The organism is Nakamurella sp. PAMC28650 (genome assembly GCF_014303395.1).
In the GTDB taxonomy this organism is placed as follows: Bacteria; Actinomycetota; Actinomycetes; order Mycobacteriales; family Nakamurellaceae; genus Nakamurella.
Map to the genome: position 1 here is coordinate 177712 of NZ_CP060298.1, position 17026 is coordinate 194737.

12 protein-coding genes are annotated in these 17026 nt (G+C 67.8%); 3 read left to right on the forward strand and 9 right to left on the reverse strand.

The window, feature by feature from the left end:
- Nucleotides 1-34: 34 nt before the first annotated feature.
- From H7F38_RS00790 to clpB, 4 genes are all read right to left on the reverse strand, one after another.
- Nucleotides 35-499, reverse strand: coding sequence for a peroxiredoxin (locus tag H7F38_RS00790; RefSeq protein WP_305080152.1), 465 nt, complete (start codon nucleotides 497-499; stop codon nucleotides 35-37).
- Complete coding sequence (locus tag H7F38_RS00795) at nucleotides 496-1332, reverse strand: DUF1295 domain-containing protein (protein WP_255498195.1); 837 nt, start codon at nucleotides 1330-1332, stop codon at nucleotides 496-498. Before H7F38_RS00795 ends, H7F38_RS00790 begins: the two co-directional genes overlap by 4 nt.
- Nucleotides 1329-2624: a cyclopropane-fatty-acyl-phospholipid synthase family protein gene (locus H7F38_RS00800; RefSeq protein ID WP_187094396.1), complete on the reverse strand. Its 1296-nt coding sequence runs from the start codon at nucleotides 2622-2624 to the stop codon at nucleotides 1329-1331. The genes H7F38_RS00795 and H7F38_RS00800 overlap by 4 nt, the downstream gene beginning before the upstream one ends.
- Before the next feature lie 202 nt (nucleotides 2625-2826).
- Nucleotides 2827-5442 carry an ATP-dependent chaperone ClpB gene (gene clpB / locus H7F38_RS00805; protein WP_187092444.1) on the reverse strand — a complete coding sequence of 872 codons (2616 nt, stop codon included), beginning with the start codon at nucleotides 5440-5442 and terminating at the stop codon, nucleotides 2827-2829.
- Between the two features lie 238 nt (nucleotides 5443-5680).
- Between clpB and H7F38_RS00810 the strand changes: the two genes are divergently transcribed.
- Together H7F38_RS00810 and H7F38_RS00815 are read left to right on the forward strand one after the other, a co-directional pair.
- Entirely contained in the window at nucleotides 5681-7384 is a 1704-nt protein-coding gene (locus H7F38_RS00810; protein ID WP_187092445.1) for a CYTH and CHAD domain-containing protein, read from the forward strand.
- 161 nt (nucleotides 7385-7545) lie between these two features.
- Nucleotides 7546-8379 (forward strand): hypothetical protein, encoded by an 834-nt coding sequence (locus H7F38_RS00815; protein WP_187092446.1) that lies wholly within the window; start codon nucleotides 7546-7548, stop codon nucleotides 8377-8379.
- 89 nt (nucleotides 8380-8468) lie between these two features.
- Here the strand turns inward: H7F38_RS00815 and H7F38_RS00820 are convergent, their stop codons facing one another.
- The 5 genes from H7F38_RS00820 to H7F38_RS00840 form a co-directional block, all read right to left on the reverse strand.
- Nucleotides 8469-9005, reverse strand: a complete 537-nt coding sequence (locus H7F38_RS00820; RefSeq protein ID WP_187092447.1) for a heat shock protein transcriptional repressor HspR — start codon at nucleotides 9003-9005, stop codon at nucleotides 8469-8471.
- Entirely contained in the window at nucleotides 9002-10174 is a 1173-nt protein-coding gene (dnaJ, locus tag H7F38_RS00825; protein WP_187092448.1) for a molecular chaperone DnaJ, read from the reverse strand. The genes H7F38_RS00820 and dnaJ overlap by 4 nt, the downstream gene beginning before the upstream one ends.
- A 94-nt stretch (nucleotides 10175-10268) precedes the next feature.
- Nucleotides 10269-10922: a nucleotide exchange factor GrpE gene (gene grpE, locus H7F38_RS00830; protein WP_222618354.1), complete on the reverse strand. Its 654-nt coding sequence runs from the start codon at nucleotides 10920-10922 to the stop codon at nucleotides 10269-10271.
- Between the two features lie 50 nt (nucleotides 10923-10972).
- Nucleotides 10973-12835 carry a molecular chaperone DnaK gene (gene dnaK / locus H7F38_RS00835; RefSeq protein ID WP_187092450.1) on the reverse strand — a complete coding sequence of 621 codons (1863 nt, stop codon included), beginning with the start codon at nucleotides 12833-12835 and terminating at the stop codon, nucleotides 10973-10975.
- Nucleotides 12836-13046: 211 nt separating this feature from the next.
- Complete coding sequence (locus H7F38_RS00840; protein ID WP_187092451.1) at nucleotides 13047-14813, reverse strand: transglycosylase SLT domain-containing protein; 1767 nt, start codon at nucleotides 14811-14813, stop codon at nucleotides 13047-13049.
- A gap of 199 nt (nucleotides 14814-15012) precedes the next feature.
- Here H7F38_RS00840 and H7F38_RS00845 point away from each other — a divergent pair, with 199 nt between their 5' ends.
- Entirely contained in the window at nucleotides 15013-17010 is a 1998-nt protein-coding gene (locus H7F38_RS00845) for an SEC-C metal-binding domain-containing protein (RefSeq protein WP_187092452.1), read from the forward strand.
- The last annotated feature ends 16 nt before the right edge of the window (nucleotides 17011-17026 follow it).

Below are 17026 nucleotides of genomic sequence, written 5' to 3' on the forward strand. Positions count from 1 at the left end.
GAACTCCGCGTCCGCGAGCTCCGCGTCCGCGAGCTCAGGCGGCCTGACGTTCCCGCAGGAACTTCAGGGCGCCGTCGGCGTGGGAGGCCATCGACATCTCGCTGGCGATCACCTTGAGGATCTTCCGGTCGGTGCCGATCACCAACGTCACGCGCTTGACGGGCGTGATGAAGCGGCGCTTGACCCCGAGCGAGGTGGCCACCGCACCGTCCTCGTCGGAGAGCAACGGATAGCCGAGCGAGTTGACCTTGTCGAACTCGGCCTGCTTGGCCACCGGGTCGGTGCTGATCCCGATCCGCTGCGCCCCTGATGCGGCGAACTCGGCAGCGAGATCCCGGAAATGGCAACTCTCGGCGGTGCAGCCACTCGTCATCGCGGCGGGATAGAAGAACAGCACCACCGGCCCGGCCTGCAGGAGATCGGAAAGCCGGCGAGGTGAGCCGGTCTGGTCGGGCAATTCGAAATCTGGTGCGACGGCGCCTTCTTCGATGGTCTTCACGCGTTCACCGTTCCGTTCTCGGATTTTTCTGCGGAGGATTTCTTCGGGGGCAAGGGGAAGAATCCGGAGGTGGTGGCGACGTACTCGGCATACCCCGGTTTGGACTTGGCCATGCGCTTCTCGGTGAGCGCCTTGCCGGACTTCGCCACCAGGAGGTAGGTCATGACGACAGGCGAAAGAATCGTCAGCCACCCGATCCAGGTCCAGGCCACCATCACGAAAAGTCCCCACCAGACGGCGGAATCGCCGAAGTAGTTGGGGTGACGGGTAAATCGCCACAGTCCGTATTTCATCAGCTGACCCTTGTGGGCCGGATCGGACTTGAATTTCGCCAGCTGGGCATCTCCGATGGATTCGAAGCCGATGCCGATCAGCCAGATCACCGCGCCGATCCAGACCAGCCAGTGGGCCGGCGACTTCAGCAGCATCGCCACCTGGACCGGGATGGAGACGAACCACATGAGCAGACCCTGCGGGACCTGCACCTTGCCCACGATGCGGAGCTTGCTGTGACCCTCCAGCATCTTCACGTACCGCGGATCCTCGGGCAATCCGTGGTTGCGCAGCAGGATGTAACCGCCGAGTCGCAGACCCCAGAGCGCCACCGCGACCAGGGCGATCCACCGTAGGGTCGGGTCACCGTATTTCCCGGAACCCATCGACACCAGGAACGACACCAGCGCGATCACCACGAAACCGGGACCCCAGACGGCGTCGATGATGGAGTACTTGCCGGTGGCCGCCCCGATGGCGAACGACACCGCCATCAGCACCGCGACCGCCAGCAGGCTGGTGCCCAACCCGAGGAACAACTGCGCTACCGGAAAGCTCACGTTTCCCAGACCCTTCGCGACGGCTCCATCGAAGCCGTTCCGGCGGCGTCCGGACGGACGGCCAATATCTGGTCTACACCCATCCGGTTCTCGGCGAAGGCGAGCGCCCCGCCGACCAGGTAGAGACGCCAGACCCGCGCGCCGACCTCACCGATCATCTCGACCACCTCGGTCCAGTGCTCCTCCAGGGTGTCGGCCCAGGCCCGCACCGTCCAGTCGTAGTGCTCTCGCAGCGCGTGCACGTCCCTGACCTCCAGTCCGGCTCCGCCGAGCAGCGAAACCGTGGTGCCCAGGGGCTTCATGTGCATGTCCGGAGCGATGTAGGTCTCGATGAAAGCGCCACCACCCGGGGCGTTCTCGCCGCGAGACATCTGTTGGACCAGGGCGCGGCCGCCGGGCCGCAGGACCCGGTGCAGGATGCCGGCGAAAGCCGGGTACTCCGCATCGCCGACGTGTTCGCCCATCTCGATGGTCGATACGGCGTCGTACTGCCCGTCGTCCAGACCGTTGTCGAGCTCGCGGTAGTCGGCGAGCCGAACCTGCACGCGATCGGCCAGACCGGCGTCGGCCACCCGCTTCGTCACGAACTCGAACTGCTGGCGGGACAGCGTGACGCCGGTGGAGTAGGTGCCGTAGTGCTCGGCGGCATAGCAGATCAGCGAGCCCCAGCCACATCCGACATCGAGGTGCTTCCGTCCGGCCGAGAGGCCCAGCTTGCGGCAGACCAGATCGAGCTTCGCATCCTGCGCAGCACCTAGATCACCGCCGGGACCATCCACGTAGTACGCGCAGGAGTAGGCCATCGACTTGTCCAGCAGCAACTCGTAGAACTCGTTCGACAGGTCGTAGTGGTGGGCGATCGCGGCGCGGTCCCGGTCGCGGGAATGCCGGCGGCCCTTCAGCGACGCGGCCTGGCCGGGGCCCGGCGGACGGAGCCCGATGACGCCCAGCCTTGCGGCCTCCAGGGCCAGCCGCGGCCACTGCGTCGGCTTCACCTTGGGCCGGGTGACCTTGCCGTCCTTCGCCGCGTTCCAGACGGTCGAGAGTCCCTGCGCCAGATCACCTTCGACGTCGACGTCACCGGAGATGTACGCCTCCGCGAGGCCCAGTTCGCCCGGTGACCAGAGCAGCCTGCGCAGCGCGCGACGGGAGTTCAGCACCAGCACCGGACCCGTCGCCGGTCCTGCCTCGCTCCCGTCCCAGGCGCGGATCCGGATCGGCAGCGACCCGCCGATCACGGTTCCGGCCAGTTCCGCCAGTCGGGCGGCCGCGGTGGTGGCGCTCTCCGTCATGAAGTCCTCTTTCGTCGCAGGCACGAACCAAGTATGCCGATCAGTCGGTCGCGGCCCCGGCGCCCCGACCGGCAGGGGCACTGCGGTCGGGGTCGCGGCCCTGCCGCCGAATCGGAGGCGCCGGGTTCAGGTGGTTCGGTGCCATCCTGATCAGGGATGGCATCGGTGGCACATCCGGGGCCCGACCCGTGGCGGCAACCGTTCAGACCTGATGCACCGACCCGACCTGGAGACCTGCAGCGCCCTCCACCGCATCCACCTGCACCGTGTCACCGTCGCGGACGCTGCCGGCCAGCAGGGCGCGGGCGAGCTGGTCGCCGATCGCGGACTGGATCAGCCGGCGGAGCGGCCGCGCACCGTAGAGCGGGTCGAAACCTTCGATGGCCAGCCATTCCCGCGCACTGTCGGTCACCTCCAGCACGAGCCGACGGGACGACAGTCGGGCGGCAAGTGCCCCGACCTGGATGTCGACAATGGAACCGATCTGCTCGATGCCCAGCGCGTTGAAGAACACGATGTCGTCCAGCCGGTTGAGGAACTCCGGCTTGAAGGCACTGCGGACCCGCGTCATGACGGCGTCATGACGCTGCTTCTCGTCGAGCGAGGCATCCACGATGAACTGGCTGCCAAGGTTGGACGTCAGGATCAGCACCACGTTGCGGAAGTCGACGGTGCGGCCCTGACCGTCGGTCAGCCGCCCGTCGTCCAGGACCTGCAACAACACGTCGAAGACATCGGGGTGGGCCTTCTCGACCTCGTCCAACAGCACGACGGTGTACGGCCGGCGGCGCACCGCCTCGGTCAGCTGACCGCCCTGATCATATCCGACGTACCCGGGAGGGGCGCCGACAAGCCTTGCCACCGAATGCTTCTCGGAGTACTCGCTCATGTCGATACGCACCATCGCCCTGGCGTCGTCGAACAGGAAGTCGGCCAGCGCCTTGGCCAGTTCGGTCTTGCCGACGCCGGTCGGGCCGAGGAACAGCCAGGAGCCGGTCGGCCGGTCGGGGTCCGAGATCCCGGCCCTGGCCCGACGGACGGCGTCGGAGACGGCCCGCACCGCGGCGGCCTGTCCGACCACCCGGCGGGACAGTTCCTCTTCCATCCGGAGCAGTTTCGCGGTCTCGCCCTCGAGCAGACGCCCGGCCGGGATGCCGGTCCACGCCGCGATCACGGTGGCGATGTCGTCCGGTCCGACCTCCTCGGACACCATCGGCGGCAGCGACGCTTCACCGGACCCCGCGTGGGCGGAGGACGCAGCCTCTTCCGACAATTCCTTCTCCAGCGCCGGGATCCTGCCGTAGAGCAGCTCGGAAGCTTTGGCCAGATCTCCTTCTCGCTGGGCCCTCTCGGCCAGCATGCGGAGTTCGTCCAACGATTTCTTCAGTTCACCGACCCGGTTCAGGCCGGACTTCTCGGCCTCCCAGCGGGTGGTGAGTGCCGCCAGCGACTCGTTGCGATCGGCCAGGTCACGCCGCAGGCGTACCAGCCGATCACCGGATGCGGCATCGGACTCCCGCGCCAGGGCAAGTTCTTCCATCTTCAACCGGTCGACGGACCTTTGCAGCTCGTCGATCTCGACCGGCTTGGAGTCGATCTCCATGCGCAGCCGGGAGGCTGCCTCGTCGATCAGGTCGATGGCCTTGTCCGGCAGGAATCTTGCGGTGATGTAGCGGTCGGAGAGGGTGGCTGCCGCCACCAGGGCGGCATCGGTGATCCGGACGCCGTGGTGCGCCTCGTAACGCTCCTTGAGGCCGCGCAGGATGGCCACCGTGTCCTCGACGCTGGGCTCGCCGACCAGCACCTGCTGGAACCGGCGCTCCAGCGCCGGGTCCTTCTCGATGTGGGTGCGGTACTCGTCCAGCGTGGTGGCGCCGACCATCCGGAGTTCGCCGCGGGCGAGCATCGGCTTGAGCATGTTGCCCGCATCCATCGCCCCCTCGCCGGTGGCGCCGGCCCCGACCACGGTGTGCAATTCGTCGATGAAGGTGATCACCTGGCCGTTGGACCCCTTGATCTCGTCCAGGACCGCCTTCAGCCTCTCCTCGAACTCGCCGCGGTACTTCGCGCCCGCGATCATCGCGCCGAGGTCGAGCGAGATCAACCGCTTGTTGCGCAACGACTCCGGTACATCGCCGGCCACGATCCGCTGGGCCAGGCCCTCGACCACCGCGGTCTTGCCGACGCCTGGCTCACCGATCAGCACCGGATTGTTCTTGGTCCGCCGGGACAGCACCTGGACCACCCGGCGGATCTCGGCGTCCCGACCGATGACCGGGTCGATGGCACCTTCCCTGGCTCGCTCGGTGAGATCGACGCCGTACTTCTCCAGGGCCTTGAACGAGCCCTCCGGGTCGGCCGACGTCACCTTGCGGTCACCGCCGCGCACCACCGGGAACGCCTCGACCACTGCATCGGAGGTCGCCCCGGCGGCGACCAGCAGCTCGCCGACATCGGTACCGGGTTTCGCCAGGGCGGTCAGCAGGTGCTCGGTGGACAGGAACTCGTCACCGCCCGCCCGCATGATCTGCTCGGCCGCCGTGACCACGTTCGTCACGGCGCGCGACATCTGCGGCTGACCGAGCGTCGCGCCCTTCGCGGAGGGCAGCTTGGCCAGGATCGCCGCAGTCCTGTTCTCGATGACCGTCGAATCCGCGCCGACTGCGCGCAGCAGGCCCGGCGCCGTCGAGCCCTCGGTGGCCAGCAGGGCCCCGAGGAGGTGCGCCGGCTCGACCGTGGCATTGCCCGCAGTCGTCGCCGCGGTGATGGCGGCGGCCAGGACCTCGCGACTCTTCGTGGTCAGGATCTCGGTGTTCATGTCGGTCTTCCTACTGCCTTCCGATGCTCGATTGCCCGTGACCCGGGTCTGCGCCCTCGCCCGAACCGGCCCTGTACCACGGTCTATCAGTTACAACGCACTAAAGTTGAGTTTAGTCCGCTCAACCTTTGCTGTCGATCCCTGATCGGGTGACCGGTCCAGTCGATCACCACAGAGCGGCCCGGTCACGGGCAGGTGTTCATTTGTCGATCGGTGCCCGGTGCGGTAACACCGACACATGGCATCCCGGCAGCGCAGGTCGTCCACGCAGCACGCCGCGATCGAAACCCCGTCGGGCGTGCAGACCGCACCACCCGTCACACTCCCTCCGGGTGGCACCGCGACCGCGCTCGCGGGGACGGCCGCCGCCGTTCCGACCCGACACCTGGAGATCGAGACGAAGCTCGAGATCGGCCCAGAGGCATCGTTGCCGGAGCTTGCCGGCCGTCGGAGCCTGACCAGCGTCGGCCTGAAGGCTGTCGCCGACCCGGTCGTGCACGAACTGGACGCGGTCTACTTCGACACCCCGGAGCTCGATCTCCTCCGGGCCAAGTTGACGCTGCGCCATCGGACCGGCGGGGACGACGCCGGTTGGCACCTGAAACTACCGGCCGTCGCGGGCGCCCGGACCGAGGTCGGCCTGCCGCTGGAATCCGGTGAGCACGATCCACTGGCCGCACAGGTCCCGGCGGCACTGGCCGACCTGGTGCTGGGCACCGCACGAGGTCGATCGTTGCGTCCGGTGGCCCGCATCCGGAACCGCCGAACGGTCCGCAGGCTCCTCGATCCCTTGGGAACACCGATGGTGGAGGTCGCCGACGATCAGGTCACCTCCACCAGACTCGTCGGTTCGGACACGGCTGAATCGGGATTTGCCGAGTCCCCACCGACCCGGTGGCGCGAACTCGAGGTCGAGGTGCTCGCCGGCGACCGGGACCAGTTGGCGGCGGTGGTCGCGCTGTTGCAGGCGGCCGGTGCCCAGCGTGCGTCCAGTGCCTCGAAACTGGCCAGGGCCATGGCGGACGCAACCCCGGCGGACCCGGCGTCTGCACCACCGTGCAAGCCCAAGGCCGCAGGCGCCGCGGTGATCGTGGCCCTGTTCAGACTCCGCGGAACGCTCATCGGCACCGACCGCGCGCTGCGGGAGGGCCACGGGAACGCCCTGCACGACGCACGGGCCTGCGCTCGCCGCATCCGCTCCGTGCTCGCCGTCTTCTCGTCGCTGTTCGCCGCCGGCGCGACCCGACATCTACGCGGTGAGCTCCAGCACTTCGGCGCCGTACTGAGCAGTGCCCGTGATCTCGAGGTCCTCCACCGCCGCCTGACGGGTCAGCTCAACGACGAACCGTCCGAGTACGCCGGGCGGGCCGGCCGACGCATCGACGAGGAGATGGCCCGCCTGGTGCCAGCGGCATTGGCCGAGGTGTCAGAGCTGATCCGCTCGGAGCGCTACCTGGCGATGCTGCGCGAGCTGGATTCGTTCCTCTCCGCGCCGCCGCTGTCGCGCCGCGCGGCCAAGCAGGCCTCCTCGGAACTGTCGACGCTGCTGGCCGCCTCGTGGCGACAGCTCGGAGAGCTGGTCGACCAGGCGCTGGCCGATCCGCTGGACAATCCGGTGTTCCACGAGGTGCGCAAGGGCGCCAAAGCGCTTCGCTACGCCGCCGAGGCCGCGTCGGCCACCCTGGGCGAGAACACCGTGGTCTTCGCGGCGGCGATCGAGGAGATCCAGGAGGTGCTCGGTGAGCACCAGGACGCCCTCACGTCGGCGGCGTGGCTGGCCGACCTGGCCCTGCAGCCGGAGACCGACGGAGTCTCCGGCTTCGTCTTCGGGAGGTTGCACGCCTTCGAGCAGGCGGTCGCCGCCGGAACCCTCGACGACTTCTCCGACGCCTGGGACCGGGTGGAGGACGGCGAACTGCTGGAAGCTGCCTTCGGCCGCTGACCGCCGGGGACGTCGGCGAAATTCACGAAAACTACTTCGTCCTCCTCTGTATTCAAACGCTTTACCCTGCCTCCTATGCTCCGGGCCCGTCCGTCAAAGTGCAACCGCACTGATCCGGGCCCCGGTCGTCGCGACGACCGACCGAACCCGGAGGTCTGGCAATGAAGAGTTGGTTTCGACTCGGCACCATCGTCATCGGCACGCTCACCGCGGCGGCCCTGACGTTCTCCGCCGCCTCGGCGGCACCACCCGGCACCCCAGACCACCCGTCCCCGGCCGGACAGACCTCGACGGCCAAGCTGGTCCCGATGACGCCGCGGCCGCCGTTGGTCTCCGAAGCCCTGTACGTCCCGATCCTCCCGTGTCGGATCGCCGACACCCGACATGCTGCCGCCGGAATTCTGACCGACGGTGAAACTCGCCCCTTCTACGTCCGCGGCACCACCCACTTCCTCGAGCAGGGCGGCAAGGCGGGAGGTTGCGGCATTCCCAACGGCGCGACCGGGGTGACCACCAACGTGACCAGCACCGCGCAGACGGCCGTCGGATACGTGACCGGCTTCCCGAGCGGTACACAACAGCCGTCGACGAACTTCATCAGCTACCGGGTCAACACCACGGTCACGGCCAACCCGACCTTCGCGCTCAGCAAGTGGACCAATCCCCTCACCTTGTCGGCACACGGCGGACGCACCCAGGCCATCATCGACGTCACCGGCTACTACATCCCCCAGCTCGAGGGCCTCGTCAACATCGTCGGCAACACCTACGCCGGAACGGACCGGATGGTCACCTCTGCCCAGCTCGGTACCGGGACCTTCCGGATCACCTGGGACTCCGACGTCACGAACTGCGCACCCACGGTGAGCGTGTACGGCTCGACCCCGGGATACGCCACCGCCCAGAACCTGAACGGCGCCTACACCGACGTGCACACTTTCAACACGGCCGGTGCGCTGACGAACTACGCCTTCCACGTCGCAGTGGGCTGCTGACGCCCTTCGGCGGTGTCGACATCGACGACTGAAGACGGCGGCGGTACCGAGCGCTTCGGTACCGCCGCCTTCACGTCAGGTGGGAGACGTCAGCGGCGCCGCGCCGGGCGCCAGGTGACCATCGCGGTGGTGGTGTTCTGCCACGGCACCACGTCCCGCCGTAGCCCGGCAATCGCATTGGCGGCGGCGTTCGCTGCGTCGGCCTGCGACTGGTGAAGCGAGCGGTTCAGGGCGCGGACCTCGTCGGCCAGTTCCTCGGCCCGTGCGCGAAGCGCGTCGACCTGGGCCTCGAGTTCGATGATGCGCCGGATCCCGGCGCGATTGACACCGTCGTCCTGGCTGAGCTTCTGGACCTCGCGGAGCAGTTCGATGTCGCGTCGCGAGTAGCGGCGCCCACCGCCGGAGGTGCGGCCGGGCGACACCAGCCCCTCACGGTCGTAGGAGCGCAACGTCTGGGCGTGCATGCCGGCCAGTTGGGCCGCCACCGAGATGACGAACAACGGCGCGTCGATCTCGAATCCGGCGGAGTCGAAGACCTGGTAGACCCCTGCCGGGAGTTCGGGCCCCGGAGCAGATGGTCCGTCGTGAACACCGGGCGCGGTACCCGGAACTCGCCGGGGGCTCATGACGAATCCTGCGTGACACCCAACGCCCTGGTGATCGCCGGCCGGGGATCCTCGGTCTGGGCGGCCGCGAAGGCTTCCATCGCCGCCGCCGCCTCGGTGGAGAGCTTCTGCGGCACAGCTACTTCCACGGTGACGATGAGGTCGCCGGTGACATCCTTGCGCTTCACCCCGGCACCCTTCACGCGCAGTTTGCGGCCCGAAGCCGTCCCGGGGGCCACCCGCAGCCGTACCGAACCGGTCAGCGTGGGCACCGTCAGATCCGTACCGAGCACCAGTTCCGGGAAGGTGACCGGGACCGTCAGGGTGAGGTTGTCGCCGCTGCGACCGAACAGTTCGTGGCCGCTGACGTGCACCACCACGAACAGGTCACCGTGCGGGCCACCGCCGCTACCGGCATCGCCCTTTCCTGCCAGCCGGATGCGCTGGCCGTCGGACACGCCGGCCGGAATGCGGGTGGACAGGGTGCGCGACTGCAGGACGGTGCGCTCGCCGTGGCAGGTGGGGCACGGGTCGTCGATGATCGATCCGGACCCGTGGCAGTTGGTGCAGGGCTCGGAGAATGCGAAGGAACCCTGATTGCGGGTGGTCAGGCCGGTCCCGTTGCAGACCGGGCAGTCGTGCGCCGACGTACCTGGCTTCGCACCGGTGCCCAGACACGTCGGGCAGGTGCCGCGCTCGGCGAGCCGGATCGGGATGGTGACACCGGAAACGGACTCGGTGAAGGAGATCCGCACCTCGGTCTCGACATCGCCGCCGCGCTTGGCCCTGGCCGCCCTGGTGTTGGTGGCGCCGCGGTTGAACAGGCCACCGAAGATGTCGCCCAGACCGCCGGCGCCGCCCCCGCCCTGATTGCGCAGCAGATCGTTGATGTCGAATCCACCCGCAGCCCCGCCACCGCCGCGCTGACCGCCGAAGCCACCGAACCCGCCGGTACCGACCAGCTGTCGGGCCTCGTCGTACTCCTTGCGCTTCGTGTCGTCGGACAGTACGTCGTACGCCTCGGAGACGGTCTTGAACTTCTCCTCGGCCTGCTTGTTGTTCGGGTTCTTGTCCGGATGGAGATCCCTGGCGAGCTTCCGGTAGGCCTTCTTGATCTCGGCCGCAGTTGCCGTCTTGCTCACGCCCAACGCGGCGTAGAAGTCCTTCTCGTAGTAATCCTTGGCACTCACCAGGAACCTCCTTTCCGTTGTCGAAGTGAGCGAACGTCCTGCAAAGTGCGCGCAATAGGCACCACTTTGCAGGACGTCGTCGTTCGGGGTGCCGCTACTCGACGATTTCCGCGTCGACGACGTCCTCGTCGGAGCCGACCTCGGCGTCTGGGGCTGCGGGTGCGTCGTCCTCGCCGGGGCCGGTGACGCCGACGACGGCCGGCCGGACGAGCCGGTCGCCGAGCGAGTAACCGTGGCGCATCACCGTTGTCACGGTCTGCACCGCGACGTCGGCCGAGGTGGCGAACTGCACCGCCTCGTGCAGCGCAGGATCGAACTCGTCACCGACGGCGCCGAACTGGGTCAGCCCGGCCTTGGTCAGCACGCCGGTCAGACGGTCGGCGACCGCCTTGAACGCTCCGGTGAGATCGCCGTGCCGGTCGGCGTTGTCGATGTCGTCCATCACCGTCAGCATCTCCGTCAGGACGGAGGCCCTCGCGTTCTTGACGACCAGCTCCCGGTCGCGGTCGACCCGCTTGCGGTAGTTGGCGTACTCCGCCGTCACCCGCTGCAGGTCGGAGGTGCGCTCCGCAGCTTCCTGCTGGGCGGCCTCCAGAGCGAGTTCCTCGTCCGTCTGCACCGAGATCGGCTGCAAGGCCTCCTCCGGATTGCCCGGGTCGGACTTGCGCCCGAACGGTGAGGAGAAGAACCCGCCAGAACTGCGCACCTCCCCCGTCTCGGGATCGATGCGACGGTTGTCGTTGATCACGACCGGTTCTTCACCTCCCGCGCGTGGCCCGTGGCTGTCTTCCGAGGAGCTCATTTCTTCATATCCGGCTTCGGGTCGTCCACGATCTCGGCGTCGACGATCTCCTCCTCGTGCGGTCCGGCGGCACCGTCGGCGGACGGGCCACCCTGAGCACCTTCTGCCCCTTCGCCGCCGGTCTGCGAGTACATCGCCGCACCCAGCTGCTGGGACTCGTTCGCCAGGGTCTCGACCGCGGTCTTGATGGCCGCGATGTCCGAACCCTTGAGCGCCTCGGTGACGGCGGTGATCCCCTCGCCGACGCGCTGCTTCGGCTCCTCGGGGAGCTTCTCGGCGTTGTCCTTGATGAACTTCTCGGTCTGGAAGACGAGAGCTTCGGCCTGGTTGCGGACCTCGGCCTCCTCGCGGCGGACCTTGTCCTCCTCGGCGTGCGCCTCGGCGTCCTTCATCATCCGGTCGATCTCGTCCTTGGACAGCGCGGAGCCGCCCGTCAGCTTGATCGACTGCTCCTTGCCGGTCCCGAGGTCCTTGGCCGTGACGTGCACGATGCCGTTGGCGTCGATGTCGAAGGTGACCTCGATCTGGGGCACGTTGCGGGGTGCCGGCGGAAGGCCGGTCAGCTCGAACATGGCCAGCTTCTTGTTGTAGGCGGCCACTTCCCGCTCACCCTGGAAGACCTGGATCTGGACCGAGGGCTGGTTGTCCTCGGCCGTGGTGAAGATCTCCGAGCGCTTGGTCGGGATGGTGGTGTTCCGCTCGATCAGCTTCGTCATGATCCCGCCCTTGGTCTCGATGCCCAGGGACAGCGGGGTGACGTCCAGCAACAGCACGTCCTTGACCTCGCCGCGGAGCACGCCGGCCTGCAACGCCGCTCCGACAGCCACCACTTCGTCGGGGTTGACGCCCTTGTTGGGCTCCTTGCCGCCGGTCAGTTCCTTGACCAGTTCGGTGACCGCGGGCATCCGGGTGGAGCCGCCGACCATCACGACGTGGTCGATGTCGCCGACCTTGACGCCGGCGTCCTTGATCACCTGGTGGAACGGGGTGCGGGTGCGGTCGAGCAGGTCGGAGGTGATCCGCTGGAACTCGCTGCGGGTCAGGCTCTCGTCCATGAACAGCGGGTTCTTGTCCGCGTCGACCGTGATGTACGGCAGGTTGATGGAGGTGGACTGGCTCGAGGACAGCTCGATCTTGGCCTTCTCCGCGTTCTCGCGGATGCGCTGCATGGCCATCTTGTCCTTGGTCAGGTCGATGCCGTTGGCGGCCTTGAACTTGTCGACCAACCAGTTGACGACCCGTTCGTCCCAGTCGTCTCCACCGAGCTTGTTGTCGCCGGCGGTGGCCTTGACCTCGACCACGCCGTCGCCGATCTCCAGCAAGGACACGTCGAACGTGCCGCCGCCGAGGTCGAAGACCAGGATGGTCTGTTCCTTGTCGCCCTTGTCCAGTCCGTACGCCAGAGCGGCGGCGGTCGGCTCGTTGACGATGCGCAGGACGTTCAGCCCGGCGATCTCGCCGGCCTCCTTGGTCGCCTGGCGCTGCGAGTCGTTGAAGTACGCGGGCACCGTGATGACGGCGTCGACGACGGGCTCGCCCAGGTAGGACTCGGCGTCACGCTTGAGCTTGCCGAGCACCCGCGCGCTGATCTCCTGCGGGGTGTAGGACTTGCCGTCGATATCGACGTTCCAGTTGGTGCCGATGTGACGCTTGACGGACCGGATCGTGCGGTCCACGTTGGTGACGCCCTGACGCTTGGCGACTTCGCCGACCAGCACTTCGCCGTTCTTGGCGAAGGCGACGATCGACGGGGTGGTGCGGGCACCTTCGGCGTTGGCGATGACGGTGGGCTCCCCGCCCTCCAGTACAGCGACGACCGAGTTGGTGGTACCGAGATCGATACCGACGGCACGCGACATGCGTTCCTCCTGCGATGAGTTCCTGGTGGGCCCGCGCCGACCGGCACGCGCCCGTTGGCTGGATGCTTCCGGGCTGGTTGAGCGTTGGACGCTCAAGGCTTCCTCCAGCATGCCCAGCCTTCGGGCCGCTGTCAAACCACCTTGAGCGGATCACGCTCAACTTTGCTGATCGTTCCAACTGACGGGTGCCCGGGATTGTTCCCGGCAGGCCTCACCTGTTGACGATGTAGCCCTGGTAGCCGCCGCCGTTGCGCAGGGAGACCAGCCCGGGGACGTTGTGGATCGACCCGTAGGTGTTGATCGCGTAGTTCAGGCCGGCGTAGAGGTTCGCCGCCGGATTGAACAGGTCGTTAGGGAGTTGGGAGGATCGGTAGGTGTCGAAGGTCGGTCTGATGACCTGGATCAGACCCTCGGACGGATGGCCCTGCTGGGCGTTGATGTCGTAGTTGTTGATGGCGTTCGGGTCGCCGCTGGATTCGTACTGGATCATGATGTCCACGTCCCCCACCTCGGACGATGGCTGGTTCAGCACGGACAGCACGCAGTACACCACCGGGTTCCACTGCGTGATCGAATCACCGGACGGGTCCGTCCTGGCGAGGTTGCAGCGGGCCGCGCCGGTGCCGTCGAGGAAGACACCGAGCACGTCGACCTGGATGTCGGCGCTTCCCACCCCGGCATTGAACAGCACCACCTTGCCGTCGGACCTGACCGGCAGGATGACGAGGTTCGAGACCGCGGCGCCCGGCACGTAGTTGATGTTCGAGGTCGTCGGCTGCGCCACGCCCGTCGGATAGACCGACAGGTAGCCCCCGCCGGTCGGCTTCACCGTGACGTTGAGGGCGATCGAAGTCGTTCCGGGACCTGGGATCTCGCCCAGCCCGCCGACCTGCACGGTGATGCTTCCGTGCGGCGCGACGGGCCCGGCGGCGCCGAGCCCGGTGGTCGTGTCCACCACGCGGGCCGCCGTGAACGTCAGGAACGAGCCGAAGACCGCCGGATAACCGCCCAGATAGTAACCGAGCATGTCGACGACCGTGTTGACCGGGCGGGTGGAGCCGTTGAACAGCGACACCTGCCCGGCCGGGGAAACCGGCACGATCGTCAGGCCGGACCGGGCCTGACCGGCGATAAAGCTCACGTTGGAGGTCCCGGGCCTCGGGCCGGATCGCGGGAAGACCGTCACCGAGCCGTTGGCCGTCGCGCCGAAGACACCCACGTTGAGCACCACCGCCCGCGCGCCGGCCGGGACTCCGCCCACCCCGCCGACGGTGAGCACCCTGGTCGCCGTCGCACCAAGGGAGGCTCGCGCGCCGCCCAGTCCGCTGCGGGTGTCCATGATGCGCTGCGCCGCCACCACCTGGAAGGCGCCGGAGTCGGTCGGCGTTCCGGACGTGTAGTAGCCGGCCGTGTCCGCGACCAACTGCACCGAGCCGGTTCCGGCGCCGTAGAACAGCCGGATGCGACCACCGGCCCCGACCCGCACGACGACGGTGTTCGCGATGGTCTGCCCGGCGGCGAAGTCGATGTTCGAGGTGGCCGGACGGGCGAAACCGTCTGGGTAGACGGTGAGGTAGCCGGCCAACGTCGGATTGGTCACCGTCAGGGTCAGCACGATGGACGCTGCGCCGGTGGGCGGGATGCCACCCTTTGCCGTCACCGACAGCAGGATCTCGTGGTTGCCGGCCAGCGGCCCGCCGGCCCCGAGCCCCGACCGGGTGTCCAGGATGCGGGCGGACGAGACCGGGACGTAGGAACCGGCCGGCCGGCCGGCTGCGGCCGACGATGCTGCTCCGAGGGCCTGGACCGCCGCCTGGTGACCCGCCGCCTGGTGAACGACGGCCTGGTCAACGACCGCCTGGTGAACGACGGCCTGGTGCCCGACGGCCTGGGCCGGAACGACACCCAGGCCGAGGCCCACCACGGCCACCCACCCCAGGATGAAAGCCCTTGCCGTGGTTCGATTGACAGCGGTCATCGTTTTCTCCGATTTTTCTCAGAAACTCATCGGCCATTGCCCGGTGGATCGATCAGGTCAGGGCGCAACCAAATTCACTGTGTGTGTCGTGCAAGTGACCCCTCGTGGTCGAAGCGTAACTGCCGGCAGAGGAATTGCGGATATTTCTTTCCGGCCACCCTGGCGACAGGAGGTGCCGAAAACCGGCAGGATATGTCCCGTGACCGACAAAACCATCCACACCATCGTCGACATCATGCGAGATCGCGCGTCCATGCCACTGCCTGCGCTCCTGTCGGAGCTCCGGCGGCGGCACCTGCCGTTGACGCGCGACGAATTCGATGTGACCTGGGAGGACGAGGGCCTGCAATTGCTGGCCAGGGTGGAGTTGACCGACCCGGAAGTCCTCATCAACCTGCCTCTGGCGCTCGCCGGCCGGACCTTCACGCACCGGCTCACGGACGAGGAGGTGGAGCGCGATCTGCTCGTCACCGCTCCGGACTTCACCGCCATCTGGCCCCTGCTGGACCTCAGTCCCTACGACCGACTCGACGGCCGGACGATCGGGGACGATTTCGACGAAGAGTCACTGCAGGCGGTCATCCGGCTGCCGGAGGGGACCCTGGCGGGCCACCAGGCGGGATCGATGGTCTGCATCTCGGTGGCTGCAGACGGCCTGCATCTGGCGCCGGCCCCCGAGCCGGAGCCGCACGAGTCGGCCCGCCTGGTCTCGGTGCTCGTGGAGGACTACCTCGAGGTCTTCGGCGGGGATCTCGTCAGGGCCGACCAGGAGGACATCGAGGACGAGGCGGAGCTGCTCGCGGACACCCCGGAGGCGCGCGGACCCGTCGCCCTCGAGGAGTTCATGGCCATGGTGATCGCCCGTCACGATCAGATCTTCACCGCTCCGGGTCCCCCGATCACCGACGTGCTGGAGCAACTCGGGCTGGACCACGATCATGGCGCCATCGCAGTGGCCGGGTTCGACTTCGCGGCCGAGGACGAAGCGCGCAGCGAAGCCGAAGAACTCGAGATGCTCATCGAAACCTACGATCTCGACCGCCCGCAGGCCGAAGTCGTGCTGGCGTTCGCAGCGAAGATCGACGAACTGCACGACGCCGTCCACGATTGGACCGACGACGGGAACGACGAGGACGCCCTCCCGGACCTCGGCATCGACGACCTGGTTCCACTGCTTCCGGTGCTGTCGGATCCGATGGTGGTGGTCGCCATCGCCGAGGAGACTCTGGCCGGCGATCCCCATCTCGGCGTGATCCTGACGATGATGCTCGGCGCGCTCGACGAGCAGGTGCCCCGTCGCGCCCTGGCCGGGTTCATCTGGCTGCAGGGGCGTTGTGCCGATGTCCTCGGTGACGTCCTGGTGGCGGAGGCCGCCTACACCCGCGCCCTGGACCTTGATTCCGATCATTTCCCGGCCATGCGTGAACTCGCCCGCATCGCCTCCCTTCGCGGTGACGCCGGCAGGGCCGTCTCGCTCCTGTTGCGTGCCGGAGTGTCGCCCCAGGACCCGGAGCTGGCCATCATCTCTCCGTTCGCCGGTGAACAGCGGCGCGACGTCGGCCGCAACGACGACTGCTGGTGCGGATCCGGTCGGAAGTACAAGAAATGCCATCTGGGGAAGTCGGATCACTCCCTCGCGTCCCGCTGGGAGTGGCTCTACCACAAGGCATCGCACTGGGTGCGCAGCGGGCGCGGGCGGGACCTGCTGGTCGAGCTCGCCGCCACCAGAGCCCATCCGGACACCGACCCGGCGGCTCTGATCGCCGCGGTCAACGATCCGCTGGTGATGGACGTGACGCTGTTCGAGGGCGGATTGCTGGCCGAGTTCCTCGACGAGCGAGGAGGCCTGCTGCCGTCGGACGAGCTCGAGCTCGCGACCACCTGGCTGCGCTCCACCCGGGGGTTGTTCCAGGTCGAGAACGTGAGTCGCGCAACGGGTCTCCGGGTCAAGAACGTGGTCACCGGTGACACCGCGGAAGTGCCGTCCCCACCGGGCAAGGTCAAGGTCGGTGGACTGGTCTGCCTTCGTCTGCTGCCCACCGGCTCCTCGTGGGTGGTCGGCGGCGGCGTGCAGACGGTGAGCCCGGGCGCGCGCGAGATGGTCCTGGCGATGCTCGATCTGCAGGACGACGACGATGTCGACCCGGAGCGGGTGGTCAGCGTCCTGAGCGCGCAGCCGGTGAACGCAGCCTCCTGACGGGGCCCTACGCTGC